The sequence below is a fragment of the Salinibacterium hongtaonis genome, from assembly GCF_003065485.1.
In the GTDB taxonomy this organism is placed as follows: Bacteria; Actinomycetota; Actinomycetes; order Actinomycetales; family Microbacteriaceae; genus Homoserinimonas; species Homoserinimonas hongtaonis.
In genome coordinates, this window is sequence record NZ_CP026951.1 from 215,813 (window position 1) to 241,774 (window position 25,962).

Consider the following 25,962-nt stretch of genomic DNA (forward strand, 5'->3'; position numbering starts at 1 on the left):
ATCCCTCCGGCGCTCTGCCGCTAAACGCTGTCGAGTGCTTCGGCGATCGGCGTGCTGCCGGCGTTGAATTGAATCGTGCGGCCAGAGGTCGAGTCGCGCTCGACGACCGCGGCGATGACGGCGGCAACGTCGGCGCGGCCGACATGGGTCGCCTCGGTGGCTGTCACGTCGATGAGTCCGGTCGGCGGGTCCAGGGTGAGCGCGCTCGGGCCGAGAATTGTCCACGCCAGGGTGCTCGCGCGCAGGTGTTCGTCGGCGGCCGCCTTCGCCTCCGCGTAGGCGAACATCCCGTGCTCCGGTGGAACACCGTGATCGGGGCCTGCGCCAAAGTACGACACCATCACATACCGCCGCACGCCTGCCTGCTCCGCGGCATCCATCGATCGGATGGCGGCATCGCGGTCGACGGCATAGGTGCGTGCGGGGTTTCCGCCGCCCGCGCCGGCCGACCAGACCACAACATCGTGCCCCGCGAGAATGGCGGTGATCTCGTCCGTCGTCAGATTCTCGATGTCGGCGACGACGGCGCTTGCGCCCGCCTCGGTTACGTCGGCGGCGTGATCGGGGTTGCGGATGATCGACGAGACCTCGTGCCCAGCACCTGCGAGGAGGGGAGTGAGGAGCAGCGCAACTTTTCCGTGGCCGCCGATGAGTGCGATTCGTGACATGGAGCATCCCTTCGTTGTCGCGTCAGGGTATGCGCGCAACCTGGGCAGCGGGAGTGGCTCGCGTGCGAGAGACCGCTATAACCGGCTAAGTTAGTTAGCATGACGACGGGACAGTGGCTGGCAAACCTCGACGGAACCAAGTGGTTCTTTGATTCCGGTGCACTCAGCCTCGACTTTGGGCTTGCCGGTGCGGATGTTCGCACGCAGTTCGTCACGCCGGCCGACCTGCTGGAGTGGGTGGCCGAGCGCTTCGACTCCCTCGACCGCCAGGTACTCGACCGCGACCTGCTCGACGCGCTGCTCTTGCGCGACGCGATCGCCCGCTCCGCCGCCGCGATCAGCGTCGGGGCATCGCCCACCCGTGCAGATGTCGACACGATCAACCTCTTCGCGGCGACCCCGGATGTTCCTCCCGCGCTCGCCGGGGGAAGCCGCCGGGCGGGCGCTACCCGCGTTCGTGTATCGCAAGCCCTCTCGAGTATCGCCCGCGACGCCGTTCGTCAGTTCACGCAGCACGGTGCCGACCGCATCCGTTCGTGCGAGGCAGACGACTGCAACCACGTCTTTCTCGACGAGTCCCGCGCAAACAACCGCCGCTGGTGCTCGATGCAGCGCTGCGGCAACAGGGCCAAGGTTCGCGCGCACCGTCAGCGCGCCGCCGCGCAGGTCTAGCTGTTCGCCCGGCTTACGGGCTGGCGAAGAATCGTCTTGAGCTTCTCGCGTGAGTGGCCAAATTCTGCGCTTCCCGTCGGATTTTGGTGCAGAAGCTGGCCACTCGCGACGCTGCCAACTCATCTGCGGGATCGTGCCCACGCGTGGATCCCCACGGGCATTTTTGCTCACCAAATTGCAGGAACGACAGAGAATGTCGGCGGGTCTTTGTAGCATTGTGAGAAAGAGCGCGACACGCCGAAAACACAACATGTAGTGGAATGACCGGTCTGTGATTCGCGTTATATAGTGGGAACCCACCGCAGGGGGCGATGCACGACCCGACCGCTGCATCCGCTAACAAACAGACTTCGAGGAGGTCCTTATGGACAACGACAACGTGAGTGGTTACGACGTTCCGGTCGACCCGATGGATCTTCTGCAGTGCGACAGCTGCCAGTAGGCAGGCACTTCAGGGTTCATCCTTAACAACCCTCGAAACCCCGGTTCACTCAGGTGAGCCGGGGTTTCGTCGTTCCCGGCTCCCTTTCAGCGCACGCCATAGACTGTCCCGGTGACTGTGAACCCCGAACTGCAGGGCCGGGTATTCCCCCCGACCGAGCCTTATCTGGTGGGTCGCGAAAAGGTGCGCGAGTTCAGCCGTGCCGTCTTCGCCACCAACCCCATCAACCACGACCCCGAGGCCGCTCGCGCTGCCGGATACACCGACATCGTTGCCCCGCCAACGTTCGCCGTCGTCGTGCAAGAGCTCACGCTGGCCCAGCTTCTCTCTGAACCGGATGCTGGCATCGACTTTTCGCGCGTAGTCCACGGCGATCAGAGGTTCACCTTCACGCGGCCCATCGTGGCCGGTGACGAACTCACGGCAACGCTCAAGGTCGCCAGCATCAAGACCCTCGGGGGCAACGCCATGATCACCGCCGAATCGTCCATCGTCGACGCGGACGGCGCTCACGTCGTTACCGCGATTTCGACCCTTGTCGTGAGGGGTGAGGAATGAGCCTCGAAGTAGGAGAGATTGTCGCCGAGGAGTCGTTCCCGCTGACCCGGGATTCTCTTGTTCGCTACGCCGGAGCATCCGGAGACTTCAACCCCATCCATTACCGCGACGATGTCGCCCGCAATGTGGGGCTGCCGGGCGTTCTTGCCCACGGCATGCTCACGATGGGTGCCGCGGTGCAGCCCGTTGTCGATTGGCTCGGCGACCCCGGCAAAGTGCTCGACTATCAGGTGCGATTCACGCGCCCCGTCGTTGTCGACCCCGAGATCGGTGCCGTCATCACGGTGACCGCCAAGATCGGGCAGATCGACGGCGACCAGGCCCGCGTTGATCTCACGGTGACCTCGTCTGAGCAGACCGTGCTTGGCAAGGCCCAGGTGCGGGTGGCGTTGCCGCAGTGACCGCGTTCAGTGAACTCACCACGACCAGGGTCGGCGGCGAGGCACGCGAGCTAGTGCATGCAACGACCGTTGAACAGCTCACCTCGGCCGCGCACGATGTGTGGGACGACGGTGAGAACTGGCTCGTTGTCGGAGGCGGCTCCAATCTGATCGTCTCGGATGACGGCTTCGAAGGCACCGCGATTCTCGTGCGGACCTCGGGCATCGAACGCATCGGCGTCGAGGGTGACGACGTGATTCTGCGGGTGCAGGCGGGGGAGTCGTGGGACGGCTTCGTCGCACAGACGGTCGCTGCTGGCCTCGGCGGCGTCGAGGCCCTCTCCGGCATCCCCGGCTCTGTGGGTGCGGCTCCCGTGCAAAACATCGGCGCCTATGGGCAAGAGCTTTCTGACACCCTCGTCGCCATTGACTTTCTCGACTATTTGACCGGTGAAACGACTCGCATCCCTGCCGCCGATCTCGGCCTTGGCTACCGCATGTCGGCCATGAAGCAGGGGCGTCGCGGCATTGTGCTCGCGGTCGAGGTGCGGCTCAAGCGCGGCGGTCTCAGCGCCCCCATCGCCTATGCGCAGCTCGCGCGCGAACTGGGTGCCGAGGCAGGCGACACGCGGCCCGTTGCTGCTGTGCGTGAGGCTGTTCTGCGATTGCGTGCATCGAAGGGCATGGTGTTGTCGGAATCCGACCCTGACTCGGTAAGCACCGGGTCGTTCTTCACGAACCCCATCGTGAGCGCCAGGTTTGCGGCGACTCTGCCGGCGGATGCTCCGCGCTGGAGCCTCGAGCCAGAGGCTGCGGACACCGTGATCCCGCTCGATCGGCCGGATCTGCTGCAGCAGCTCAAGCCGGCTACCCCCACAGATGCTCGGGTCAAGCTGAGCGCGGCGTGGATGATCGAGCGGTCGGGCATCACGCGCGGCTTCGCCCTCCCCGGTTCCCGCGCGGCGATCTCAACCAAACACACGCTTGCAATCGTCAACACGGGCGGGGCAACCGCCGTCGAGATCGCCGAACTGGGCCGCTATGTGCAGACCAGGGTTATGGGCGAGTTCGGGGTGCTCCTTCAGCCGGAGCCCGTTCTCGTGGGGCTCAGCCTCTAGGAGCCACGACTCCCTGGCTTCGCTGCCGCAGCGTTCCACCCGCGATTGAGAAACACCTAGCTGTCCTTGCGAATCCAGCGAAAGGTGAGTCGGCACGCGATGAGGCCGAACACGAGCCAGAGTGCCGTCACGATCGCCACCCCGGGCAGATCCCACGTGCCGCCCTGTTCAAGGGTTTCGAAGCCCTCGGGCAAGAAGACCGCGCGCATGCCCTGGGCCATCCACTTGAGGGGGAACACGGATGCCACGTTCTGCAACCATTCCGGCAGCATCGAGAACGACAGGTAGACGCCGGAGATGAACTGCAACACGAGGGCGATAGGAATCACCACCGCCGATGCGCTCTTGCCGGTTCGAGGAACGGCGCTCAGCGCAATGCCGAGAATCGCGCTCGTTGAGACTCCTAGCAAAAACACCCACGCAAAGGTGATCCACTTCTCAGATTCCGTGGGCAGCGAGACTCCAAAGACGAGGGTGGCGACGGCGATGAGCAGCGCGGCCTGCAGGATGCTCAGAACGAACACCTGGCCGATCTTGCCGATGAAGTAACTCACGACGGGCAGCGGGGAGCCGCCCAGCCGCTTGAGGGTTCCGTCACCCTTCTCGGTTGCGATATCGAGGGCCAGGTTCTGCAAACCGCTCAGCAGGATGCCCGCCGCGAGCATTGCCGGCAGGTAGAAGGCGGCGGCGCTGACGTCGTTGCCGTCAGCATCCGTTCCAAAGCTCGTTTCACTGAAGGCGACCGAGAAGATCGTGAGCATGACGAGCGGAAAGAGAAAGCTGAAGAACACGGCGTCGCCCTGGCGAAAATAGGCCTTGGTCTCGTAGACGATGCGGCTCAGCCCAAGCTTGAGCGTGCGCCCGGCCGGCAGGGGAGGGGTTGTGATTGTTGTGGTCATGCCGATGCCATCGCTTCTTCGTGGTCGCCAACGAGTTGGAGGTAAACGTCTTCGAGGCTGGGGCGAATGACCTCAAGGCCGAGCGGCTCGCCGCCCTTGGCGAGAGCAGCAACAAAAGTTCCCGGTTCCGACGTGCGCTGTTCTCGGCGCACCCCGTTCTCGATCCAGCGCACTACGGGCACCCGCGCCTCTTCGCCCCCGATCTCGTCGATGGGCCCGATGTCGATGAGTTTGCCGCCCGCGATCACACCGGCGCGGTCGCCCAGCTGGGCCGCCTCATCGAGGTAGTGCGTTGTGAGCAGGATGGTCGTGCCCTCCGCCTTGAGCTTGCGGATGAGATCCCAAAAGTGGCGGCGCGCCTCAGGGTCGAACCCTGTTGTCGGCTCGTCGAGAAAGAGCAGTTCTGGGCGACCAATGATGCCGAGGGCCACGTCGACCCGTCGGCGTTGGCCGCCAGAGAGCCGCCGGATGAGAGAGGACTCTTTGCCCTCAAGACCAACCGCTGAGATCACCTCGTCCACGGGACGAGGGTTCGCATAGAACGAGGCGAAGTGGGTGAGCTGCTCGCGCACCGTCACGGCGCCGGTTTCTCCTGAGCTTTGCAGAACGATGCCGAGGCGCGCCTTCCAGGCGACTCCGCCGTTCTGCGGGTCAACGCCGAGCACGCTCGCGGTGCCGGAGGTTCTATCGCGGTAGCCCTCGAGAATCTCGATCGTGGTGCTCTTGCCGGCGCCGTTAGGCCCGAGCAGCGCAAAAGTCTCACCCCTGCGGATGTCAAAGCTCACCCCATCGAGCGCGGCGAAGCCCCCATAGTTCTTGCGCAGGTCCCGCACGCTCACGGCACTTTCTGTTTCGGTCATGCACCTATCGTGGCGGTGCAAGAGGTGCGCCGCCAGCCGTCCACCGGCTGAATCTGCATCCACCGACCGGGGTGATGCCCGCGTGCCTCACCGCATCGCGCTGCCCGGCCTTGTCTCGCCGCCCCCGAAGCAGCCTCCCCGCCCCCCGAGTGTCGAGGCGTCGCGGTAGGCTGGGCCGGTGCAGGAAATTGAGATCGGCCGCGCTAAGCGGTCACGCCGGGTATACGCATTCGATGACATCGCGATCGTGCCGAACCGGCGCACGCGCGACCCACAAGACGTGTCGGTGTCGTGGTCGATTGACGCCTTCACTTTTGAGACGCCCATCCTCGCGGCTCCCATGGACTCCGTTATGTCGCCGGCCACCGCGATCCGCGTCGGTCAGCTCGGCGGTCTCGGCGTGCTCGATCTCGAGGGGCTGTGGACTCGCTACGAGAACCCCGAGCCTTTGCTGGAAGAGATCCGCACCCTGCCCGAAGACGAGGCAACCCGTCGAATGCAGCAGATCTACTCGGAGCCTCTCAAGCCGGAGCTCGTGACGCAGCGCCTCGCTGAGATCCGTGAGGCCGGCGTCACGGTAGCCGGCGCGTTGTCGCCGCAGCGCACCCAGGAGCTCTACAAGACCGTGGTTGCGGCCGGTGTCGACGTGTTCGTCATCCGGGGCACGACGGTCAGCGCCGAGCATGTCTCCCAGAACCAGGAGCCGCTCAACCTCAAGAAGTTCATCTACGAGCTCGATGTGCCCGTCATCGTTGGTGGCGCTGCTGGCTACACGCCCGCCCTCCACCTCATGCGCACGGGTGCTGCCGGTGTGCTCGTCGGCTTCGGCGGTGGGGCGGCCTCCACCACCCGCGCGAGCCTCGGCATTCACGCTCCCATGGCTACCGCGGTTGCGGATGTCGCTGGCGCTCGTCGCGACTATATGGACGAATCCGGCGGACGCTATGTGCACGTCATCGCCGACGGTGGTCTCGGCACCAGCGGAGACATCGTCAAGGCCATCGCGATGGGGGCCGACGCTGTCATGCTCGGCACCACGCTGGCGCGCGCGACGGATGTTCCGGGTGGCGGGTACCACTGGGGCGCCGAGTCGCACCATCTCGAACTGCCGCGCGGCAACCGCGTCGAGGTCGGTCAGATTGCCCCGCTCGAGCAAATCTTCTACGGCCCGTCCGAGACCGCGGACGGCAAGGCCAACCTGGTTGGTGCGCTTAAGCGTTCGATGGCGACAACGGGCTACTCCGACCTCAAAGAGTTTCAGCGCGTCGACGTGGTCGTGTCGCCCTACGTTCCCCACTAACCGCCCGGCGGCGAGCAGGCCCACGCACACCCTGTGCCGGTAACATCGGCCACAGGCAACAGGGGAGGCTTTTCGTGGCAGAACAGCTCAAGGGCGGGCGCAAGACGGTAACTCACTCGTCAACGCTCGGCCCGGATGATCGCGCGGCGGCAATCGAATCCCTCAAGACCCGCGAGCTCGATATTTTGGTGATCGGCGGCGGCATTGTCGGCACCGGATGCGCGCTCGACGCGGTCACCCGCGGTTTGAGCGTGGGGATGGTCGAGGCGCGGGACTGGGGCTCCGGCACGTCGAGCCGCTCGTCCAAGCTCGTGCATGGCGGGATCCGCTATCTCGAACAGCTCGACTTTCGTCTCGTGCGCGAGGCGCTCATCGAGCGGGGCCTGCTGTTGCAGCGCATCGCCCCTCATCTGGTCAAGCCCGTGCGGTTTCTCTACCCCGTCCGCAACATCGTCGAGCGTTGCTACGTGGGCGCCGGCATGATCTTGTACGACATTTTTGCCCGCACGGGTGGCCGCCCGCCGGGGGTTCCCCGCCACAGGCACTACACGAAACGTCAGGTTCAGCGCGGTATCCCGAGCCTCAAGAAGGATGCTTTCGCCGGCGGAATCGCCTATTACGACGCCCAGGTCGACGACGCCCGCTACGTGTCGAGCCTGGCGCGCACGGCATCCTTCTACGGAGCCAAGGTCGCCAGTCGCGTACGCGTCGAGGGCTTCGTGAAGGTGGGCCAGCGGGTTGTGGGCGTCACCGCGCACGACCTGGAGTCGGGTGAGCGTTTTGAGATCCGCGCCCGTCAGGTGATCAACGCCACCGGCGTGTGGACCGATGACACCCAGCGCATGGTGGGTGAGCGCGGCACGTTCAAGGTTCGCGCTTCGAAGGGCGTCCACCTTGTTGTGCCGAGAGACCGGTTTCAGTCGAAGGTCGGCCTGCTGCTGCGCACGGAGAAGAGTGTGCTGTTCGTGATTCCGTGGGGCCGTCACTGGCTGATCGGTACGACAGATACCAAGTGGGATCTCGACAAGGCCCACCCTGCTGCGACGGCCGCCGATATCGACTACCTGCTCGATCATGTGAACTCGGTGCTTGCGGTTCCCCTCACCCGCGACGACGTGGAGGGGGTGTTCGCGGGGCTGCGTCCGCTGCTGGCGGGGGAGTCGGACGAGACCTCGAAACTCTCGCGTGAACACACGGTTGCGCACACTGTGCCCGGCCTCGTTGTGGTCGCCGGCGGCAAATGGACCACCTACCGGGTGATGGCCAAGGATGCTGTGGACGCGGCATCCGCAGCTCTCGACGGACGGGTGCCGCGGAGCACGACCGAGGAGATCGCCCTACTCGGCGCCGAGGGATACCAGGCCGCGTGGAATAAGCGGGCCAAGATCGCCCGCGCTTTTGGCGTGCACAAGGTGCGCATCGAGCACCTGCTCAACCGCTATGGAACGCTTACGGATGAGCTGCTCGATCTGATCCGTGACGATCCCAGCCTCAATACTCCCTTGCCTGGCGCCGACGACTACCTTGAAGCCGAGGTTGTCTATGCGGCGTCGCACGAGGGCGCCCTGCATTTGGATGATGTGCTCGCCCGACGGATGCGCGTGTCGATAGAGGCGTGGGACCGTGGCGTTTCTGCGGCCCCCGTTGCCGCGAGGCTGATGGCACGGGTGCATGGCTGGGACGAGGAACGCATCGACCGCGAGGTGTCGCTCTACGTTGCCAGGGTCGCGGCGGAGCGGGCGAGTCAGGAACAACCCGACGACGCGTCGGCAGACCGGGTGCGGCTCGAAGCGCCCGATTACACGGCGCGCTAGCAGTCGGCCGCCCGCGCCGCGTCGTTGCGCACCCGCCGGCCCGGCGCAACCCTCAGCGCGCCGCAGCTAGGCTGGAGGGGTGAGTATGTGGGCCGTGGCGAGAAGACCGCGCTGGATTGCCGCGTTGGCCCTGGCCCTCGGCATTGCGGCGGCGTTTGCGGCGCTCGGGCAGTGGCAGCTTGAACGCAGCTTTGCCTCGGGCGACATCGTGACCCGAGAAACTGAGAAGGCTGTTCCGCTCGACGAGCTTGCCCGACCAGGGGCGCCCATGCAGGCGGCGTGGGATGGCCAGTTGGTCACCGTTGAGGGCGAGTTCGTGGCGGATGACTTCTTGGTGATCGGTGACCGCTTTCACGACGGAACCCCCGGGTACTGGGTGCTTGGCCATCTCGTCACGACCGAGGGTGTTGGCCTTGCTGCTGCTCTGGGCTGGGCCGAGAACGAGTCGGATGCTGTCCGCGTCTCCGAGGAGCTGGCCGCAGAAGCCGCTCAGGTCGACGCCAACCGGCAGCTCGTCGCCCTTGAGGGGCGCTATGCGCAGGGTGAGGGCCCGCAGGATTCCGATCTTGAGGGCGGGCGCCTCACGACGGTTTCTCCGCCAGCGCTCGTCAACATCTGGTCTCAGTTCGACGAGGCCGGCACGTTCGGCGGCTATCTCATCGTCGACGAGGCCGTCGATGGCCTGGAGTCGATCGATGCCCCGATCCCGTCCGGCGAGGTCGAGATCAACTGGCTCAACATTTTCTACGCCGTCGAGTGGGCGGTTTTCGCAGGATTCGCGGTGTTCCTATGGTGGCGCTTGGTCAAGGACGCGTGGGAGCTTGAGGTCGAAGAGGCTGCTGCCGCTGCCAGCGGCGAGTCTGCACCCAGCGGGGGCGAACTAAACTAGCCCTATGCCTCTCGGTCCCCGTCCTTCCGACGTGCCGCGCATCCGCCGCACTCTCTCCGTTTATAAAGTCTCTTCGTACATCACAGGGTTTTTTCTCATCGCCCTGGTCGTCATGATGATCACCCGCTATGGCTTTGGTGTCGACATTGAGATGAATGGCGCTGAGGGCTTCTTGGCCCTCACCCCTAAAGAGGCGATGACGGGCATCAACCTGTCCACAATCATCCTGATGGTGCACGGCTGGTTCTATGTGCTCTATGTCGCCTGCGATTTTGTTCTGTGGCGGCTGCTGCGGTTCTCGTTTGGTCGTTTCTTGTTCATCGCCCTCGGTGGCGTCATTCCGTTCCTTTCGTTCTACTTTGAGCGTTCCGTTCCCCGCTTTGTCGAAGACCGACTCGCGACCGTCCCCGAACCCGCGGAGGTTCCAGCATGAGTGAAACCGAGCAGAGGCCCGTCCTCGTCGTCGACTTTGGCGCGCAGTATGCGCAACTGATCGCGCGGCGGGTGCGTGAAGCATCCGTCTATTCAGAGATCGTTCCTCACACCATTACGGCCGCCGAGGTTGCCGAGAAGAACCCGATCGGCATCGTGCTGAGCGGGGGCCCCTCGAGCGTGTATGAGCCCGGCGCCCCGCGTCTCGACGAGGGAATCCTCGAACTGGGCGTGCCCACGCTGGGTATTTGTTACGGCTTCCAGGTGATGGCGACCCAGCTGGGCGGCGAGGTCGCCCACACGGGCGCCCGCGAATACGGTGCGACGGATGTTGTGGTCGCCGGCAACGGCGGCGTGCTTCTTGAGGGCCAGCCTCAGAACCAGACCACCTGGATGAGCCACGGCGACTCGGTCTCCAAGGCCCCCGAAGGCTTCTCTGTTCTCGCCTCAAGCGTCTCGACCCCTGTCGCAGCGTTCGCCAACGACGAGCGCAAGCTGTACGGCGTGCAGTGGCACCCCGAGGTCAAGCACTCTGAGTTCGGCCAGCGCGTGCTGGAGAACTTTCTTCACAAGGCTGCTGGTATCGCCGCCGACTGGAACGCCGGCAACGTCATCGCCGAGCAGGTTGCGCGCATCCGCGCCCAGATCGGCACCGGCAAGGTCATCTGCGGCCTTTCGGGCGGAGTCGACTCGGCCGTCGCTGCGGCCCTCGTTCACGAGGCCGTCGGCGACCAGCTCACCTGCGTCTTCGTCGACCACGGTCTGCTGCGCCAGGATGAGCGCCGCCAGGTCGAGGAGGACTACGTCAAGGCGACCGGTGTTCGCCTCATCACGATCGACGCCGAGAAGCAGTTCCTCGACGCCCTCGCCGGTGTGAGCGACCCCGAGCAGAAGCGCAAGATCATCGGCCGCGAGTTCATTCGCACGTTCGAGGCCGCCCAGAAGCAGCTCATCGAGGAGGCCGCAAACGAGGGCGACCCCGTGCGCTTTCTCGTGCAGGGCACTCTGTACCCGGATGTGGTCGAGTCCGGCGGCGGTTCCGGCACCGCCAACATCAAGAGCCACCACAACGTGGGAGGTCTGCCCGACGACCTCGACTTCGAACTCGTCGAACCGCTCCGTGCCCTCTTCAAGGACGAGGTCCGTGAGATCGGACGCCAGCTCGGCCTGCCCGAGGTTATCGTCGGCCGCCAGCCGTTCCCTGGCCCCGGCCTCGGCATCCGCATTGTCGGCGAGGTCACCAAGGATCGTCTCGAACTGCTGCGCCAGGCGGATGCTATTGCTCGCGCCGAACTCACGCTTGCCGGTCTCGACAACGAAATCTGGCAGTGCCCCGTCGTGCTTCTTGCCGACGTGCGCTCGGTCGGCGTTCAGGGTGACGGCCGCACCTACGGCCACCCCATCGTGCTGCGCCCCGTGTCGTCTGAAGACGCCATGACGGCCGACTGGACGCGTCTGCCCTATGACGTGCTTGCCAAGATCAGCAACCGCATCACCAATGAGGTCAAGGATGTTAACCGCGTAGTGCTCGACGTCACGTCGAAGCCGCCGGGAACCATCGAGTGGGAGTAACCCCATGAACGGAAAGGGCCGCCCCGAGGGGCGGCCCTTTCTGCGTTGCTGCGGTGTGCTTAGTCGCCGCTGGAGAAGATCGCGGCGAGGCGCAGGATCTCCGTGTAGAGCCACACGACGGTGACCATGATGCCGAAAGCGGCCTGCCAGGCGTAGACGCGCGGGGCGCCGCGCTGCACGCCGGTCTTCACGTTCTCGAAGTCCATGACGAGGGAGTACGAGGCGAGCAGCACGATCAGGATGCCAAGGCCGATGCTGATGATCGGGCTGGCGTCGCGCAGGCCGAACATGCTCTCGGTCGCGCCGAAGGCGACGAGGCCGAAGTTGATGAGCGAGAAGACCGCGTAGCCGACCATTCCGACCAGGAAGATCTTGGTCATCTTGGGGCTGGTGCGAACCTTGCCGTTCAAGAACAGCAGCAGCGTCACGCCGACGACACCGAGCGTGCCGAAGACGGCCTGAGGCACGATGTCAAAGCCGAAGCCCTGGCCGAAGAGAAACGAGATTCCGCCGACGAAGAGGCCCTCGGCTGCCGCGTAGGCGAGAACGAGTCCGCGCGAAGGCTGCTTCTTGAAGATGTTCACGAGAGCGAGCACGAATCCGGCGATTGCTCCGGGGATCATGAGCAGCGGAACATTCCAGCCGATCACGGCGGTGGCCACGAGCAGGCCGAACGCGATGAGGGTCTTGACGATCGTGTCTTCGTACGTCATCCGGTCGGTGTCGACGGGCGTTGCAGAAGGACGGCCGTACATGGCGTCGAGCTCTTCGCTCGACACCGGCTTGTTAAAGTCAACGGCTTTGGCGCCGGCGGCAAATGCCGGCGAGTTGCTAAAGGCGGGGTTGGCCATTCTTGGTCTTCTCCTTGGTGGCACCGGTCGGGCTACGGTCTGCGCCGATTCTCGGTATACAACGCACAGAATAGCGGAGTTGTTCCCCCAACCACTGGGGAATCTGCGGCACCCGCAGGGTGCTGCACTAGCGCGGAGCGAATAGAGCGATCGCCACGTAGACGATGAGGGCCGCCCCGGCCGCGCCCAGAGCGATACCGATGAGGAGGGGAATGTCGAGCTGGCTGCGCACCGCAACGGCCTGCTCTGGGCGGATGGCGGAGGGAATCGCCGCGGCATCCTCAGTCAGAGCTGTTCCGCAAAAGATGCAGAACTTCCAGGAGGTCTCGAGGGCGGCACCGCAGCTCGGGCAGGGGGGCATGCAGGAATGCTAGCAACGTGCCGCAGGGCGTAGGGCAGTGTTTTCACACGGCCCGGCCCGACCGCGTAGCGTTGCGCCGTGACTTCTTCTGCCCAGCATCCTCTCGTCATTGCCCACAGGGGCGCGAGCGGGTATCGCCCCGAGCACAGCAGGTCGGCCTATGAGTTGGCCATTGACCTCGGCGCCGACGCGATCGAGCCCGACATCGTGCCGTCCAAGGACGGGGTCTTGGTTCTCCGCCACGAGAACGAGATCTCGGGCACAACGGATGTCGCCGACCGCCCAGAGTTTGCGGCTCGCAGGGTCACCAAGATCGTTGACGGCATCGAGGTGACGGGCTGGTTCACCGAGGACTTCACGTGGGCAGAGCTCGCCACCCTCACACTCCGCGAGCGGCTGCCCGCCATGCGTCCCAACAACACCACGTTCGACGGCCTCGAAGGAATGCTGCGTCTCAGTGACCTGGTGCAGATTCTGGATGCCGCGCCGCGGCCAGTCGGACTGGTCGCCGAGATCAAGCATGCCGCCTACTTCGACAGCATCGGACTGCCGCTGGCGGAGCTTTTCGCCGCCGAGATGGTGGCCCTGGGCTGGGCCGCCGACCCGCGCCTCACGATCGAAAGCTTCGAGCTCGACGTGCTGCACAGCATCCGGGCTGCTGGCATCAACGCCCCTCTGATCTATCTCATCGAGGCCCAGGGTGCCCCAGCAGATCGGGTCGCCCGCGACGGGGATGCGGCCAGCCCCTATTCGCAGGATCTTTCGGATGCTGGCCTCGCTGCGCTGGTCGCTTCTGGCATCGACGGCATCAGCGTGAGCAAGAAGCTCCTGCTGTGCGTGGGGGAGGACGGTGCCCCGGCGATCACGTCCGTAGTTCAGAGGGCGCACGGGGTGGGGTTGAGGGTGTTTACGTGGACCCTGCGCGCGGAGAACATCTTTCTCGTCAAGGGGTTTCGGTCGGGCGTGAGCCCTGAGCATTTTGGTGACTGGCTCGCCGAGTTCCAGCTCATCATGTCCTCCGGCGTCGACGGCGTCTTCGCCGATCAGCCCGACCTGGCCGCCCTTGCGCGGCTCCGTCGCTGAGAGGCCATCCGCGCTGACTTTTGTCTAGTCATGACAACTGCGATGGGATGCCCGGCGTGCGATGCGTAGAACCCCGGCACGGAGAGCACGAGCGTGAGTCTCGGTGATGAAATGGGCGCATTCCTGGTCAGCACTGAGCTGACAACGAACCAGCGAGGTGGATTCAATGAGAGAAGCAGTCATCGTGTCGACGGCGCGCACCCCCATCGGGCGCGCGTACCGTGGCGCATTCAACGACACGCAAGGCCAGGCGCTCGCCGGCCACGCAATCGCGGCCGCAGTGGAGCGTGCCGGGGTTGACGGTGCCGAGATCGACGACGTCGTGCTCGGCGTCGCGCTGCAGGAGGGCAGCACGGGCATGAACGTGGCCCGCCAGGCAGCGCTTCGCGCCGGCCTGCCCACGACCGTGCCCGGGCAGACGCTCGACCGGCAGTGTTCATCCGGCCTCATGGCGATCTCGATCGCCGCCAAGGAGATCATCGTTGATGGCATGCAGGTGGCCGTCGGGGGAGGGGTCGAGTCGATCTCGCTCGTGCAGAACGAGCACCTCAACCGCTACCGCGTCACCGACCCGTGGCTCAAACAGCACCACCCCGACATCTACATGCCGATGCTGGAGACGGCCGAGATCGTGGCCAATCGTTACGGGGTGAGCCGCGATGCTCAGGACGAGTACGCGCTCGAATCGCAGCGACGCACTGCGGCGGCGCAGGCGGCTGGTCTGTTCAACGACGAGATCGTGCCGTTCAGCGGTTCGATGCTCGTGCAAGACAAGGCGACTGGCGAGATCAGCAGCCGCGACTTCACACTGGCCAAGGACGAGGGCAACCGGCCCGAGACCACGCTCGAGGGCCTCTCAAGCCTGCGCACCGTGCTCTCCGACGGCGCCGAATTCGCCAACGGATTTGTGAACCCGCATGCCACCATCACGGCGGGCAACGCGTCACAGCTTTCGGATGGCGCGTCGGCCGCGGTTCTGATGGAAGCAGGCGAAGCATCCCGGCGTGGGCTGCAGCCGCTCGGCATCTACCGCGGCATCGCGGTCGCGGGTGTCGACCCGGAAGAGATGGGTATCGGCCCCGTTTATGCCGTGCCTAAGCTGCTCAAGCAGCACGGGCTCACCGTCGACGACATCGGATTGTGGGAGCTTAACGAGGCATTCGCTTCGCAGACGCTGTACTGCCGCGACGCCCTGGGCATCGACCCGGAGAAGTACAACGTCAACGGCGGTGCCATCTCGATCGGGCATCCGTATGGCATGTCCGGCGCCCGCATGGTGGGCCACGCTCTCATCGAGGGCAAGCGTCGCGGCGTCAAATATGTGGTCGTGACGATGTGCATCGGTGGCGGTCAGGGAGCGGCGGGCCTCTTCGAGGTCGCCTAGGCGGTATTCGCCCCCGGCAGCGCAGCGCCCACTCGGGTCGTTGTCGGGGGCGCAGCCTAGACTTGGGCTGACATGACCTTCATTCTCGGCCCTGATGGCGCCCCCTCGAATCCCCTTCTCGACGGGCTCAACCCGCAGCAGCGCGAAGCGGTCGAGTACCGTGGCCCCGCGCTCCTGATCCTCGCCGGTGCCGGGTCGGGCAAGACGAGCGTGCTCACCCGCCGCATCGCCGGTCTGCTGTCGAGCCAGGATGCTTGGCCGAGCCAGATTCTGGCCATCACCTTCACCAACAAGGCCGCCGCCGAAATGCGCGACCGCGTCGAGTCGCTCATCGGGCAGGCCGCTGAGGGCATGTGGATCTCCACCTTCCACTCGGCGTGCGTTCGCATCCTGCGCCGCGAGGCAGAGCACTTCGGCTTCACCAAGAACTTCACGATCTATGACTCGGCCGATTCTCGTGCGCTCATCAAGCGCATCATCAAGGATCTTGAGGCGGATGCCTTCGGCTTCACCGTCAGCTCCGTCTCCGGCAAGATTTCGCGGCTTAAGAACGAGCTCAACGACGTCGAGACGTATGCGCGCAATGCCAACTTCAACGACCCCGCCGAGCGCGTCTTCGCCCAAATCTTTCGCATGTACACAAGCGAGCTGCAGCGGGCCAACGCGTTCGACTTTGACGACCTCATCGGGCAGACGGTGTTTCTGTTCCGGGCTTTTCCGCAGGTGGCCGCCATCTATCAGCGCCGCTTTCGTCACATCCTCGTCGACGAGTACCAAGACACGAACCACGCGCAGTACTCGCTCATTCGGGAGCTCACGAAGCCCATCGACGCGCATGTTGCGGAGGCGCTTGAGGCTGGCGAGGGTTACCGCTCGTCCCAGCGCGAACCCAACGGCACAATCGCGGGCGCGAGCCTCACGGTCGTGGGTGACTCCGACCAGTCGATCTATGCCTTCCGCGGCGCGGACATCCGCAACATCGTGGAGTTCGAGCGCGATTACCCGCGTTCCAAGGTCATTCTGCTCGAGCAGAACTACCGGTCGACTCAGAACATTCTGAGCGCGGCCAACGCCGTCATCTCGAACAACTTCGACCGCAAAGACAAGAAGCTGTTCACGACCATCGGCGACGGCGAAAAGATCGTGGGCTTCACGGGCTACAGCCAGCACGACGAGGCGCAGTTCATCGCCGACGAGATCACCACGCTGCATGACGGCGGGCTCGACTACAAAGACATTGCGGTGTTCTACCGCACGAACGCTCAGACGCGAGCACTCGAAGAGATCTTCATCCGCTCGGCGATTCCGTATCGGGTGCTCGGCGGCACCAAGTTCTATGAACGAGCCGAGATCAAGGATGTGATGGCGTACCTCATCGCCGTCGCGAACCCGGCCGACCCCATGGCTCTTCGCCGCATCATGAACGTGCCCAAGCGCGGCATCGGTCCGGCAACGGAGGCGGCGCTGCAGTTGCACGCCGACAAGCACGAGCAGACGCTGCGCGATTCGCTGCGGCAGGCCGACCAGCTGGGCCTCGGGCCCAAGGTGACGGGTGCCATCCTGGGCCTCGCCGGGTTGCTCGACGAGGTGACGCTGAGCGTGGAGACGGCCAAGGTCGCCGACATTCTCGAGGCGATTCTCAAGCGCACCGGCTACGTAGAACTGCTGCGGGCATCCCGTGATCCTCAGGATGAGGCTCGGGCCGAGAACGTAGAAGAACTTCTCGCGCAGACCAAGGAGTTCAACACTCGCAACCCCGACGGCACGCTGCTCGACTTCTTGACCGAGGTCACGCTCGTGGCTGCGGCGGATGATCTGGACGACTCGAGCGGAACCGTCTCGCTCATGACACTCCACACGGCAAAGGGCCTCGAGTTCGACACCGTTTTTCTCACGGGAGTCGAAGAGGGACTGCTTCCGCACCAGATGTCGGCGGGGGAGCCCGGGGGGCCGGCGGAGGAGCGACGTCTGTTCTATGTGGGCATCACCCGTGCGCGGCGGCGGCTTTACCTGTCGCTCGCGATGACCCGCGCCCAGTTCGGCGACGTCAACGTGGCGATGCCGAGCCGCTACCTGCAGGAGATTCCGACCGAGCTCATCGACTGGCGCCAGTCGCCAGGCTCGGCAAACAGCCGCGGCGGAACGCAGCCGCGTGCCCTCAACGCTCGGCGGGATTCGATCGGCTCTGGCTTCAATTCCGGCTTCAGCTCGGGCACCGGATCGGGTGCCGGTCGGGCCGCGAGCTTCGACCGCGGCGGCGGCTCCGGGTACGGCTACTCGTCGGGCCCCAGCGCTACCGCGCTCGCCCGCGCGGCCCGCAATGCCGAGAACAAGACCGAGTGGACCAACCGCGTTACCGGCACGGTGCGCGACAACGGAGACCTCACGCTCGCGGTGGGCGATCGCGTGCGCCACGATGACTTTGGCGAGGGAACCGTTAAGTCGGTCACGGCGAACGGGCCCAAGAGCATCGCCGAGGTGCAATTTGATGAGGCAGGCCGCAAGCGGCTTCTCGTCAAAATTGCTCCTATTGAGAAGCTGTAGCTTCGTCCACCCCGCTCTGGGCGGCCATCTTCGAAGGCGGCGGCTCTATCGTCATGGCCGACAACCGCACCTACCTCCCGGGAGTAAACAAGTGAAGCTAGCAACCCTGCGCCTTGAGGGCGCCGCCACGACCGCCGTGCGCATCGACGGCGACGCCGCCATCGAGATCAGCGGATACGCCGACCTCGGAGCGCTTCTGGCGGTCGAAGGATGGCGTGACATTGCGGCAGTAGCCGACGGCACGTCCCATGTGCTCTCTGAGATTGCCCCGCAGTCGTGGGCTCCGGTTGTGCCCAAGCCCGGCAAGATCATCTGCGTTGGCCAGAACTATGAGACCCACATCACGGAGATGGGCCGGGAGCTTCCCCAGTACCCCACCCTGTTCGCCAAGTTCCCCGAGGCCCTCGTCGGAGCCTTCGACGAGATCGAGATGCCCGCCGTCTCGTCGCAGGTTGATTGGGAGGCCGAGCTCGCCGTCGTGATCGGGGCCCCTGCTCGTCGCGTCAGCGAGAGCGACGCAAAAAACTACATCGCCGGATATGCCGTTATCAACGACGTGTCGATGCGCGATTACCAGTACCGCACCCTGCAGTGGCTTCAGGGTAAGACGTTCGAGAACACGGCGCCGTTCGGTCCGTACCTCGTGACCGCCGACGAGTGGGATCTCGGCCCCATCATGAAGTGTGTCGTCGACGGCGAGACCGTGCAGGAGACGACCACGGCAGAGTTGGTCTTCACGCCGGCCAAGCTCGTCTCCTATATTTCGGACATCATCACCCTGAACGCTGGCGACGTCATCGCGACGGGAACCACCGGTGGGGTGGGCCACGCCCGCACCCCCGCGCGGTACCTCTCTGATGGTTCGCTCCTGGAGACCTCGATTGAGGGCCTCGGCGCTCAGAGGAACATCGCCAAGGTCGTCTGAGGTCAGAGCGGCCTTTCGCTTGCGAGCGGCAGACCAGTACCCGTGGCGCCCCGCTGGCTTTAGGGTGGGCGGATGCTGCCCTCCGAACTCTCTCGCTATACCGGTTACCTTGTACGCCGTGCCCAGCAAGCGCACGCCGCACTGTGGCTGCGCGCGGGCGAATCAGAGGTCACGTCGGTGCAGTTCGGCGTGCTCAGCTTGCTCGACAGCAACCCCTCGATCGACCAGCGCTCACTCGGGGACCTGCTCCAGCTTGACCGTTCGACGATTGCGGATGTTGTGCTGCGACTCGAGAGCCGTGGCTACATCGAGCGCGTTCGCGACGCCGTTGACCGACGCCGCAAGATCTTGACGCTGACCGAGCAGGGGAGGGAGGAGCTGCGAGCGCTGCTGCCCCATGCCGAAAACATCAACGCGGCACTCGTGGCCGGCCTCAATCCTGCCGATCAGCACGAACTGAACCGTCTGCTTCGCCTGCTCATCGCCTCGCACAGCGACTTCGATGACGAGGATGCTGTGCGGGGCGACTCGGATGCGCCCGACGCCACGCGGTGATTCTCGCCTAAAGAATCCCCGTTCTTTCGCGGCCGCTGAGGCGCCCCGACAAAGTCGGGCAGTGAGACCGGGGTAGAGTTTTGCTTGGCTAACTTCTCCGGAGCCCCCTTCTTTCGGCCCGGACTCGAGAACATTTGCCACTTCACAACACCATTACGCGCGGATTGGAATGAGCAGCGTGGATCTATATGAGTACCAGGCCAGGGACCTTTTTGAGTCCTATGGCGTGCCAGTACTTGCCGGCCTGATTGCCGACACTCCTGAAGAAGCCAAGGCGGCTGCCGAGAAGATCGGTGGCACCGTCGTCGTTAAGGCCCAGGTCAAGACCGGTGGTCGTGGCAAGGCTGGCGGCGTCAAGGTCGTGCACAACGCGGATGACGCGTTCACGGCTGCCGAGCAGATCCTCGGCCTCGACATCAAGGGCCACGTGGTCAAGCGGGTCATGATCGCCCAGGGCGCTCGCATCGAGAAGGAGTTCTACTTCTCCGTGCTGCTCGACCGGGCAAACCGCTCCTACCTCTCGCTCTGCAGCGTTGAGGGTGGAATGGAAATCGAGGAGCTCGCGGTTGAGCGGCCCGAGGCGCTCGCGCGCATCGAGGTCAACCCCATCGCCGGCATCGACCAGGCCAAGGCCGAAGAGATCGCCCGCGCGGGAGGCTTCCCCGAGGAGCTCGTCGCCAAGGTCGCCGCAGTCTTCGTCAAGCTTTACGAGGTCTACAAGGGTGAGGACGCGACGCTCGTCGAGGTCAACCCCCTCGTGCTCACCGCAGACGGCGACATCGTCGCCCTCGACGGCAAGGTCTCGCTCGACGAGAACGCCGGCTTCCGTCACCCCAAGCACGAAGCGCTTGAGGACAAGGATGCTGCTGACCCTCTCGAGGCCAAGGCCAAGGAGAACGACCTCAACTACGTCAAGCTCGACGGTGAAGTGGGTGTCATCGGCAACGGTGCAGGCCTCGTCATGTCGACCCTCGACGTCGTTGCCTACGCTGGCGAGAACCACGGCAACGTGAAGCCCGCCAACTTCCTCGACATCGGAGGCGGAGCATCCGCTGAGGTTATGGCCGCAGGCCTGGATGTCATCCTGGGCGACCCGCAGGTCAAGAGCGTTTTCGTCAACGTCTTCGGCGGCATCACCGCGTGTGACGCTGTCGCCAAGGGCATCGTCGGCGCACTCGCCGAGCTCGGCTCCGCAGCCAACAAGCCGCTCGTGGTTCGCCTCGACGGAAACAACGTCGAGGAGGGTCGTCGCATCCTCAACGAAGCCAACCACCCGCTGGTGACGCTGGCCGCAACCATGGACGAGGGCGCCGACAAGGCCGCCGAGCTCGCCTACGCAGCGAAGTAAGGATCAGGGAATGTCAATCTTCCTCAACAAGGACTCCAAGGTCATCGTCCAGGGCATCACCGGCGGTGAGGGCACCAAGCACACCGCCCTCATGCTCAAGGCTGGCACCCAGGTCGTCGGCGGCGTCAACGCCCGCAAGGCTGGCACGACGGTCGTTCACGGCGACGTCGAGCTCCCCGTCTTCGCAACGGTCAAGGAGGCCATGGAGGCCACCGGCGCCGACGTGTCGATCGCGTTCGTTCCCCCGGCCTTCACCAAGGACGCCATGATCGAGGCCATCGACGCCGAGATCCCGCTTCTCGTCGTGATCACCGAGGGTGTTCCCGTCGGCGACAGCGCCGAGGCCTGGGCTTACGCCCAGGAGAAGGGCAACACGACCCGCATCATCGGGCCGAACTGCCCCGGCATCATCACCCCGGGTGAGGCGCTCGTCGGCATCACGCCCGCGAACATCACCGGCAAGGGACCGATCGGCCTCGTGTCGAAGTCGGGCACCCTGACCTACCAGATGATGTACGAGCTGCGCGACCTGGGCTTCTCGACCGCAATCGGCATCGGCGGCGACCCCATCATCGGCACGACGCACATCGACGCTCTCGCAGCGTTCGAGGCTGACCCCGAGACCAAGGCGATCGTCATGATCGGTGAGATCGGTGGCGACGCTGAGGAGCGCGCAGCCGACTTCATCAAGGCCAACGTCACGAAGCCCGTCGTGGGCTACGTCGCAGGCTTCACGGCACCCGAGGGCAAGACCATGGGCCACGCTGGCGCCATCGTCTCCGGCTCCGCGGGCACCGCTCAGGCGAAGAAGGAGGCCCTCGAGGCCGCCGGCGTCAAGGTCGGCAAGACGCCGTCCGAGGCCGCAACCCTCATGCGCGAGATTCTCGCGTCGCTCTAAGCAGTTAGCTGCTCAGGATGGCCCGCTTCGGCGGGCCATCCGTCGTTAACGGGTGCTCTGTCTCGTGGTGGTGAACCGGCCCCGGTAGGCGAACACTTCTCCCAAGCCGGGCACGCGCATGCTCACGTCGATCGTGAACTCGGCGCGAGCGTCGTCGTAGGTCTGCGTCAGCACGACTGCGGGCGCAGGAACGGGGACCAGCGCACGGCCCAGACGGAGCCGCGCACGGCCTGACCGCGCCACGAGTGCGCCGTCAGCCGTCGCGGTCACGACCATCTCTACAAGCAGCAGCCCGCGGGCATGCACGTCGACAAGCCTCCCCGCTACGAGCGTCGTACGGTCCGCCATCGTGCGGATGCCCGTGGAGAACCGCAGGTGACGAACGGTGGCGACCGCGGCATCCGAAACAGGGGAAACCGCGATGTCGAAGGGCACGTTCCGCTCGAATTCGGGAAAGAGCAGTCCGAGCCGCGCAGAAACGGCCAGCAGCGGCCGAAGCCAGGGCAGCCGCGACCCGGCTTCGGCGAAGGTTCCGGTTGCCGCGACCGTGTGGGTTCCGAAGAACCGCTGCAGCTGCGGGTGCAGCCGAGAGAACTCGACCCCGAGGGCGCGTTCGTAGATGGTTCCGGCGGGATTCGTCGTCGGCGTCGTACCCATTGTTGCCTCCCGAGCCAACCCTGCCACTACCGACGCCGATCTGCTGTGGGGATACCGATGCGCGGGGCGGCGAGCGGCCCGACCAGGGGAGGCGGAGGTAGTGTCGTATGGCCATGAATCGTCCGCTCACCGCCGTCTTCTCCGCGCTTGAGGCGCTGCTCGTTGTGGGCATCGGAATCGGCATCCCCCTCGTTCCCCTTTCGCTCATGTGGGGCTTCCACTACGAGCTGCAGGTCGACTGGGCGGTTTTCTGGCGGGCGTCCGTCGATATTTGGATGCTCGGCCACGGAGCATCCGTTTCTGTGGCTCCTGACGCCGCCCTGGGCGCCGCGATGGGCATCGCCCAGGCGATCGAGCCGTTCACCCTCAGCCTCGCGCCGCTCGGGTTCGCCCTCCTCACGGTGCTCCTGGGTCACCGCGCGGGGCGGCGCATCGCCGAGACTCCACATTCTCTTCTGGGCCTTGGCGTAGCGGCGGGCACATTCGCCCTGTTGGCGCTGGTGGCCGCCCTGACCGCTGTGACGGATGCGGTGCGCCCCTCCGTTGTGCAGGGCACCCTGCTGCCCACTCTGGTGTTCGTGGCGGGCCTCGTCGCTGGCGCGGGGATCACCCGCTACAGGCTTCAGTCGAGACCCCGCGACGTCTTTGACCGCGCATGGGTGCGCCTGACGGACTGGCCGGCATCTGCCCGGATGATCGTGGGCGGCGCCCTTATCGGCGGCTCCGCTGCGGTCGCGGCGATCGTTGCGGTGGCATCCATCGTGCTTGCGGTGCTCATTGCCGTGAACTACGCGGGGGTCATCGCCCTCTATGAGGGTGCTCACGCCGGGGTATTGGGCGGCGTTGCCCTCACGGTGGCCCAGCTGGCGTTCGTGCCGAACTTTGTGGTCTGGGCCGCCTCGTGGCTTGTTGGCCCAGGTTTCGCGATCGGCGCAGGTTCGTCAGTGTCTCCTCTTGCTACGGCGCTCGGGCCGATGCCGGGCGTGCCGGTTCTCGCGGCCCTGCCGACGGGGGAGTTCGCCTGGGGCTTTCTCGGCATGCTTGTCCCCGTCATTGCCGGTTTCTTTGTCGGAGCGCTCATGCGGTGGCGGGTTCCTCAGGCGGGCAGGTCGTCGCTGTGGGTGACGATCGCCTCCGGCGCATCGGTCGGGGTCGTCGCGGGCGTCATCCTGGGCCTGCTCTCCTGGTGGTCTGGCGGTTCCGGCGGGCCGGGCAGGCTCTCCGTCATCGGCCCTGACCCGCTCTGGGTGGCGCTCTGTGTCGCGCTTGAGGTGGGGGTTGCCTGCACGCTCGGCCTGGCTGCGGCGTCGCGCGGGTCCGCAGAGGCAGTGCTCCCGGCGACATCGAGCCCGGATGAGACGCCCACGGGGCCGATCCTCGTGGTGGGCGACCGCGAGTAGGCTTGCCGGGTGCTCAAACTCGTTGTGCTGATCTCCGGTGGGGGATCCAACCTCCGTTCCCTGCTCGAGGCGTCGGAGGACGCCGAGTTTCCCGCACGGGTGGTCGCCATCGGCGCTGACCGCGACGCGGATGGGCTCGCCCACGCCGAAGAGTTCGGCATCCCCTCGTTCGTGGTGCCCTACACGAGCTACCCCGATCGCGAATCGTGGGGCGATGCCCTGCTTGAGCAGATCCGCCTCTGGGAGCCGGACCTCGTCATCCTGAGCGGCCTCATGCGCCTGCTACCCGAACGGGTCGTTGAGGCCCTGTCTCCTCAGCTGATCAATACGCATCCTGCGTACCTGCCCGAGTTCCCTGGTGCGCACGGCGTGCGGGATGCGCTCGCGGCGGGCGTGACTGAGACGGGCGCCAGCGTGATCGTGGTCGACACCGGCGTCGACAGCGGCCCGATCATCTCGCGCCAGCGCGTTGCGATTCTGCCCAAAGACACCGAGTCGACCCTGCATGACCGAATCAAACTCGTCGAGCGTGAGCTGCTGGTGCAGGCCGTGCTTGATATCGCCAACGGAACCATCGACCTGAAGGAACTTGCCTCATGAGCGGCCCCAGCCACGACGCCACCCTGTACCGCGACCGCAACGTCGTACCCGTTCACCGCGCCCTGATTTCGGTGAGCGACAAGTCGGGCCTGCTTGAGCTGGCCTCGGCTTTGGTTGCCTCCGGCGTCGAGATCGTGTCGACGGGATCGACGGCCAAGACCATTGCGGATGCTGGGCATCCGGTCACCGAGGTCGCCACCGTCACCGGGTTTCCGGAGACGCTCGACGGAAGAGTCAAGACGCTCCACCCCTTCATTCACTCCGGCATCCTCGCCGACCTTCGACTTGAGAGCCACGAGCGTCAGCTTGCCGAGATGGGTATCGAAGCATTCGAGCTCGTCGTGGTTAACCTGTACCCGTTCGTCGAGACGGTGGCCTCGGGGGCCGCGGACGACGACGTGGTGGAGCAGATCGATATCGGCGGGCCCTCTATGGTGCGCGCCGCGGCCAAGAACCATGCCAATGTCGCGATCGCGGTGACTCCCGCGAGCTACGACGAGATCATCGCCGCTGTCGCCGCGGGCGGAACGACTCTCGAGCAGCGCCGGGCACTGGCCCGTGAGGCCTTCCGTCACACGGCCAGCTACGATCTCGCTGTCGCGTCGTGGATGGGCAGCACGATCGCGGCCGACGACGAGGGTTCGGGCTTCCCAGGCTGGGTCGGCGGCACCTGGAACCGCTCGGCGGTGCTCCGCTACGGCGAGAACTCCCACCAGCGGGCTGCGCTTTACGAGTCGGCGGATGGCCACGGCATCGCCCAGGCCACGCAGCTTCACGGCAAAGAGATGTCGTACAACAACTATGTGGATGCCGATGCGGCCCTGCGCGCCGCCTTCGACTTCGATGAGCCCGCCGTCGCGATCATCAAGCACGCCAATCCGTGCGGTATCGCTGTCGCTCACGGCGATGGTGACCCCATCGCCTCCGCCCACGCACGGGCTCACGACTGCGACCCCGTGTCGGCGTTCGGTGGCGTCATTGCGGCAAACCGCACCGTCACGGTGGCGGCCGCCCTGCAGATCAAGGACATCTTCACGGAGGTTGTCGTTGCCCCGGGCTTCGAGCCGGAGGCGTTGACGATCTTGCAGGCCAAGAAGAACCTGCGCCTGCTCCAGCTGCCCGATGGTTACCACCGTGGTGAGCTTGAGCTGCGCCAGGTTTCGGGCGGAATGCTCCTGCAGCAGCCCGACACCTACGATGACTTCTCCACGGACAACTGGCAGCTCGTCACGGGCGAGGCTGCGGATGCTGCCACGCTTGCCGACCTGGCTTTCGCCTGGCGGGCGGTGCGGTCGGTCAAGTCGAACGCGATTCTGCTGGCCAAGGACGGTGCCTCCGTCGGCGTGGGAATGGGTCAGGTCAACCGGGTGGACTCGTGCCACCTGGCGGTGACCCGCGCTGGCGACCGTGCCTCGGGGAGCGTTGCGGCATCCGACGCCTTCTTCCCGTTCGCCGATGGTCTCGAGGTTCTGCTCAAGGGCGGCGTGAAGGCTGTTGTTCAGCCCGGCGGTTCGGTTCGCGACGAGGAGGTCATCGCCGAGGCAACGGCCGCCGGGGTCACGATGTACTTCACGGGAGAGCGCCACTTCTTCCACTAAGCGCCTGTCGCCGTTCGCAGCCCCGAGCAACACGCGGGAGGGGTTTGCGAGCGGTGATGCCCTTGGATAGGCTCGAAGGCTGCCTTCGAGGCACCGACGTCTCGCTTTGAGGGACCTCTCGCATTCGCTCCTCGTGAGCGTTCTCGACATCACC

25 protein-coding genes are annotated in these 25,962 nt (G+C 65.3%); 19 read left to right on the plus strand and 6 right to left on the minus strand.

The features are described from left to right. Positions 1-20: 20 nt before the first annotated feature. Positions 21-668 (minus strand): SDR family oxidoreductase, encoded by a 648-nt coding sequence (locus C2138_RS01100; protein ID WP_108514849.1) that lies wholly within the window; start codon positions 666-668, stop codon positions 21-23. Between the two features lie 99 nt (positions 669-767). Between C2138_RS01100 and C2138_RS01105 the strand changes: the two genes are divergently transcribed. From C2138_RS01105 to C2138_RS01125, 4 genes are all read left to right on the plus strand, one after another. Then, positions 768-1,340: a CGNR zinc finger domain-containing protein gene (locus C2138_RS01105; protein WP_108514851.1), complete on the plus strand. Its 573-nt coding sequence runs from the start codon at positions 768-770 to the stop codon at positions 1,338-1,340. A 553-nt stretch (positions 1,341-1,893) separates the two neighbouring features. Continuing rightward, positions 1,894-2,340, plus strand: a complete 447-nt coding sequence (locus tag C2138_RS01115) for a MaoC family dehydratase N-terminal domain-containing protein (protein ID WP_108514853.1) — start codon at positions 1,894-1,896, stop codon at positions 2,338-2,340. Beyond that, positions 2,337-2,741, plus strand: a complete 405-nt coding sequence (locus C2138_RS01120; protein ID WP_108514855.1) for a MaoC family dehydratase — start codon at positions 2,337-2,339, stop codon at positions 2,739-2,741. The genes C2138_RS01115 and C2138_RS01120 overlap by 4 nt, the downstream gene beginning before the upstream one ends. Continuing rightward, positions 2,738-3,838, plus strand: coding sequence for a UDP-N-acetylmuramate dehydrogenase (locus C2138_RS01125; RefSeq protein WP_108514857.1), 1,101 nt, complete (start codon positions 2,738-2,740; stop codon positions 3,836-3,838). Before C2138_RS01120 ends, C2138_RS01125 begins: the two co-directional genes overlap by 4 nt. 56 nt (positions 3,839-3,894) lie before the next feature. Here the strand turns inward: C2138_RS01125 and C2138_RS01130 are convergent, their stop codons facing one another. Then, positions 3,895-4,737, minus strand: a complete 843-nt coding sequence (locus C2138_RS01130; RefSeq protein WP_108514859.1) for an ABC transporter permease — start codon at positions 4,735-4,737, stop codon at positions 3,895-3,897. Beyond that, positions 4,734-5,597, minus strand: a complete 864-nt coding sequence (locus tag C2138_RS01135) for an ABC transporter ATP-binding protein (protein ID WP_108514861.1) — start codon at positions 5,595-5,597, stop codon at positions 4,734-4,736. The genes C2138_RS01130 and C2138_RS01135 overlap by 4 nt, the downstream gene beginning before the upstream one ends. 178 nt (positions 5,598-5,775) lie before the next feature. On the opposite strand from C2138_RS01135, the gene C2138_RS01140 reads away from it, so the two are divergent. From C2138_RS01140 to guaA, 5 genes are all read left to right on the plus strand, one after another. Beyond that, positions 5,776-6,897, plus strand: a complete 1,122-nt coding sequence (locus C2138_RS01140) for a GuaB3 family IMP dehydrogenase-related protein (RefSeq protein WP_108514863.1) — start codon at positions 5,776-5,778, stop codon at positions 6,895-6,897. 74 nt (positions 6,898-6,971) lie between these two features. After that, positions 6,972-8,711, plus strand: a complete 1,740-nt coding sequence (locus C2138_RS01145; protein WP_108514865.1) for a glycerol-3-phosphate dehydrogenase/oxidase — start codon at positions 6,972-6,974, stop codon at positions 8,709-8,711. 85 nt (positions 8,712-8,796) lie between these two features. Then, entirely contained in the window at positions 8,797-9,600 is an 804-nt protein-coding gene (locus C2138_RS01150; protein ID WP_108514867.1) for an SURF1 family protein, read from the plus strand. A gap of 4 nt (positions 9,601-9,604) precedes the next feature. Next, positions 9,605-10,033 carry a DUF3817 domain-containing protein gene (locus C2138_RS01155; protein WP_108514868.1) on the plus strand — a complete coding sequence of 143 codons (429 nt, stop codon included), beginning with the start codon at positions 9,605-9,607 and terminating at the stop codon, positions 10,031-10,033. Continuing rightward, complete coding sequence (gene guaA, locus C2138_RS01160) at positions 10,030-11,604, plus strand: glutamine-hydrolyzing GMP synthase (RefSeq protein WP_108514870.1); 1,575 nt, start codon at positions 10,030-10,032, stop codon at positions 11,602-11,604. The genes C2138_RS01155 and guaA overlap by 4 nt, the downstream gene beginning before the upstream one ends. A gap of 59 nt (positions 11,605-11,663) precedes the next feature. On the opposite strand, the gene C2138_RS01165 is transcribed toward guaA, so the two are convergent. Then, positions 11,664-12,455: a Bax inhibitor-1/YccA family protein gene (locus C2138_RS01165; RefSeq protein WP_108514872.1), complete on the minus strand. Its 792-nt coding sequence runs from the start codon at positions 12,453-12,455 to the stop codon at positions 11,664-11,666. A gap of 127 nt (positions 12,456-12,582) precedes the next feature. After that, on the minus strand, positions 12,583-12,816 hold the full coding sequence (locus tag C2138_RS01170; protein ID WP_108514874.1) for a zinc-ribbon domain-containing protein: 234 nt from the start codon (positions 12,814-12,816) through the stop codon (positions 12,583-12,585). Between the two features lie 78 nt (positions 12,817-12,894). Here C2138_RS01170 and C2138_RS01175 point away from each other — a divergent pair, with 78 nt between their 5' ends. The 7 genes from C2138_RS01175 to sucD all read left to right on the plus strand — a co-directional run bounded on the left by C2138_RS01175 (position 12,895) and on the right by sucD (position 21,553). Beyond that, positions 12,895-13,899 (plus strand): glycerophosphodiester phosphodiesterase family protein, encoded by a 1,005-nt coding sequence (locus C2138_RS01175; RefSeq protein WP_108514876.1) that lies wholly within the window; start codon positions 12,895-12,897, stop codon positions 13,897-13,899. Between the two features lie 166 nt (positions 13,900-14,065). Next, complete coding sequence (locus C2138_RS01180; protein ID WP_108518657.1) at positions 14,066-15,283, plus strand: acetyl-CoA C-acyltransferase; 1,218 nt, start codon at positions 14,066-14,068, stop codon at positions 15,281-15,283. Positions 15,284-15,355: 72 nt separating this feature from the next. Beyond that, positions 15,356-17,827: an ATP-dependent helicase gene (locus C2138_RS01185; protein WP_108514878.1), complete on the plus strand. Its 2,472-nt coding sequence runs from the start codon at positions 15,356-15,358 to the stop codon at positions 17,825-17,827. 91 nt (positions 17,828-17,918) lie between these two features. After that, a complete protein-coding gene (locus tag C2138_RS01190) occupies positions 17,919-18,752 on the plus strand; it encodes a fumarylacetoacetate hydrolase family protein (protein WP_108514880.1) in 834 nt (277 codons plus the stop codon). A gap of 72 nt (positions 18,753-18,824) precedes the next feature. Then, the gene (locus C2138_RS01195) at positions 18,825-19,307 is read left to right on the plus strand and encodes a MarR family winged helix-turn-helix transcriptional regulator (protein ID WP_108514882.1); all 483 of its coding nucleotides are present in this window, start codon (positions 18,825-18,827) and stop codon (positions 19,305-19,307) included. A gap of 178 nt (positions 19,308-19,485) precedes the next feature. Continuing rightward, entirely contained in the window at positions 19,486-20,655 is a 1,170-nt protein-coding gene (gene sucC / locus C2138_RS01200) for an ADP-forming succinate--CoA ligase subunit beta (RefSeq protein WP_108518659.1), read from the plus strand. 10 nt (positions 20,656-20,665) lie between these two features. Further along, positions 20,666-21,553: a succinate--CoA ligase subunit alpha gene (gene sucD / locus C2138_RS01205; protein WP_108514884.1), complete on the plus strand. Its 888-nt coding sequence runs from the start codon at positions 20,666-20,668 to the stop codon at positions 21,551-21,553. A 45-nt stretch (positions 21,554-21,598) separates the two neighbouring features. On the opposite strand, the gene C2138_RS01210 is transcribed toward sucD, so the two are convergent. Continuing rightward, entirely contained in the window at positions 21,599-22,210 is a 612-nt protein-coding gene (locus C2138_RS01210; protein ID WP_108514885.1) for a DUF4166 domain-containing protein, read from the minus strand. Positions 22,211-22,317: 107 nt separating this feature from the next. Here C2138_RS01210 and C2138_RS01215 point away from each other — a divergent pair, with 107 nt between their 5' ends. Genes C2138_RS01215 through purH form a run of 3 tightly spaced genes read left to right on the plus strand, consistent with a single transcriptional unit; the run spans position 22,318 to position 25,808 of the window. Continuing rightward, positions 22,318-23,610, plus strand: a complete 1,293-nt coding sequence (locus C2138_RS01215; protein ID WP_199286554.1) for a cell division protein PerM — start codon at positions 22,318-22,320, stop codon at positions 23,608-23,610. 9 nt (positions 23,611-23,619) lie between these two features. Continuing rightward, positions 23,620-24,210, plus strand: a complete 591-nt coding sequence (gene purN / locus C2138_RS01220) for a phosphoribosylglycinamide formyltransferase (protein WP_108514887.1) — start codon at positions 23,620-23,622, stop codon at positions 24,208-24,210. Beyond that, positions 24,207-25,808 (plus strand): bifunctional phosphoribosylaminoimidazolecarboxamide formyltransferase/IMP cyclohydrolase, encoded by a 1,602-nt coding sequence (gene purH, locus C2138_RS01225; protein WP_108514889.1) that lies wholly within the window; start codon positions 24,207-24,209, stop codon positions 25,806-25,808. Before purN ends, purH begins: the two co-directional genes overlap by 4 nt. The last annotated feature ends 154 nt before the right edge of the window (positions 25,809-25,962 follow it).

Excerpts from the sequence above, each read along its gene's own strand:
- C2138_RS01130 (WP_108514859.1), bottom strand. The coding sequence starts at position 4,737 with ATGACCACAACAATCACAACCCCTCCCCTGCCGGCCGGGCGCACGCTC.
- C2138_RS01150 (WP_108514867.1), top strand. The coding sequence starts at position 8,797 with ATGTGGGCCGTGGCGAGAAGACCGCGCTGGATTGCCGCGTTGGCCCTG.
- C2138_RS01100 (WP_108514849.1), bottom strand. The coding sequence starts at position 668 with ATGTCACGAATCGCACTCATCGGCGGCCACGGAAAAGTTGCGCTGCTC.
- C2138_RS01180 (WP_108518657.1), top strand. The coding sequence starts at position 14,066 with ATGAGAGAAGCAGTCATCGTGTCGACGGCGCGCACCCCCATCGGGCGC.
- C2138_RS01165 (WP_108514872.1), bottom strand. The coding sequence starts at position 12,455 with ATGGCCAACCCCGCCTTTAGCAACTCGCCGGCATTTGCCGCCGGCGCC.
- C2138_RS01105 (WP_108514851.1), top strand. The coding sequence starts at position 768 with ATGACGACGGGACAGTGGCTGGCAAACCTCGACGGAACCAAGTGGTTC.
- C2138_RS01120 (WP_108514855.1), top strand. The coding sequence starts at position 2,337 with ATGAGCCTCGAAGTAGGAGAGATTGTCGCCGAGGAGTCGTTCCCGCTG.
- C2138_RS01215 (WP_199286554.1), top strand. The coding sequence starts at position 22,318 with ATGGCCATGAATCGTCCGCTCACCGCCGTCTTCTCCGCGCTTGAGGCG.
- C2138_RS01185 (WP_108514878.1), top strand. The coding sequence starts at position 15,356 with ATGACCTTCATTCTCGGCCCTGATGGCGCCCCCTCGAATCCCCTTCTC.
- purH (WP_108514889.1), top strand. The coding sequence starts at position 24,207 with ATGAGCGGCCCCAGCCACGACGCCACCCTGTACCGCGACCGCAACGTC.
- sucD (WP_108514884.1), top strand. The coding sequence starts at position 20,666 with ATGTCAATCTTCCTCAACAAGGACTCCAAGGTCATCGTCCAGGGCATC.
- C2138_RS01170 (WP_108514874.1), bottom strand. The coding sequence starts at position 12,816 with ATGCCCCCCTGCCCGAGCTGCGGTGCCGCCCTCGAGACCTCCTGGAAG.
- C2138_RS01155 (WP_108514868.1), top strand. The coding sequence starts at position 9,605 with ATGCCTCTCGGTCCCCGTCCTTCCGACGTGCCGCGCATCCGCCGCACT.
- C2138_RS01135 (WP_108514861.1), bottom strand. The coding sequence starts at position 5,597 with ATGACCGAAACAGAAAGTGCCGTGAGCGTGCGGGACCTGCGCAAGAAC.
- C2138_RS01210 (WP_108514885.1), bottom strand. The coding sequence starts at position 22,210 with ATGGGTACGACGCCGACGACGAATCCCGCCGGAACCATCTACGAACGC.
- guaA (WP_108514870.1), top strand. The coding sequence starts at position 10,030 with ATGAGTGAAACCGAGCAGAGGCCCGTCCTCGTCGTCGACTTTGGCGCG.
- C2138_RS01195 (WP_108514882.1), top strand. The coding sequence starts at position 18,825 with ATGCTGCCCTCCGAACTCTCTCGCTATACCGGTTACCTTGTACGCCGT.